The sequence below is a fragment of the Affinundibacterium flavidum genome (assembly GCF_014284175.1).
Lineage (GTDB): Bacteria > Pseudomonadota > Gammaproteobacteria > Burkholderiales > Burkholderiaceae_D > Undibacterium > Undibacterium flavidum.
In genome coordinates this window covers 1-645 of sequence record NZ_JACOGA010000045.1, presented here as the reverse complement: position 1 = coordinate 645, position 645 = coordinate 1, and the positions used below count along the sequence as shown (strand labels likewise).

1 protein-coding gene is annotated in these 645 nt (G+C 49.0%); it reads left to right on the top strand.

Annotation, left to right across the window (positions count from 1 at the left end; genetic code table 11):
* On the top strand, nucleotides 1–645 hold a 645-nt coding region (locus H8K55_RS21275), incomplete at both ends, for an RHS repeat domain-containing protein (protein WP_329605078.1).

Here is a 645-nt window from a genome sequence, read left to right as displayed (position 1 = left end):
ATTTCCAAGCCCGCTACTACGACCCACAAACAGGCCGCTTCATCACCCAAGATCCGTATGAGGGTGACTGGAACACACCACTGTCTTTGCATCACTATTTGTATGCGTATGGGAATCCGACGACTTACATTGATTTGCATGGGTATCAAGCGATCCCATGTCGAGGGCTTTCATCATGCGCGGGGTCATCAGCAGCTAGATCTGCAGCAGCACCACCACGACCGGCACTGGATGATGGCATTTCTCCAGTTGGAAGTAATTTCTTAGCGGAATCGTTAAATCAAGGGTGGAATAATTTTAAAGATAACCTCAAGTTTTTTAAGAATAAGCTTTTTGGGGAAGAACCTGAACCTATTGTCCCAATACGTTTAAAGCCAGCAAAGTATCAAATCTCACCAGAAGAACTGGCGAAATGGCAAGAGGATTGGGCGAAGCACGATGCGCAAGAGGCGGGCTTGAAAAAGGCGACGACACCGTTTGTGATTACCGAAGGCGATCAAGGCAAACTGGAAGGTAAGCCAATTGATCCGGTGAAGGGGCCGAGTCATACGGGCGAAACAAAATCACGTCCGCGAAGTCGGCCAGTGCTTGAAGGAAAGCCGATAGATAGACCGGACGCGGATTCTGGCGTTCTTGTGAATCCGG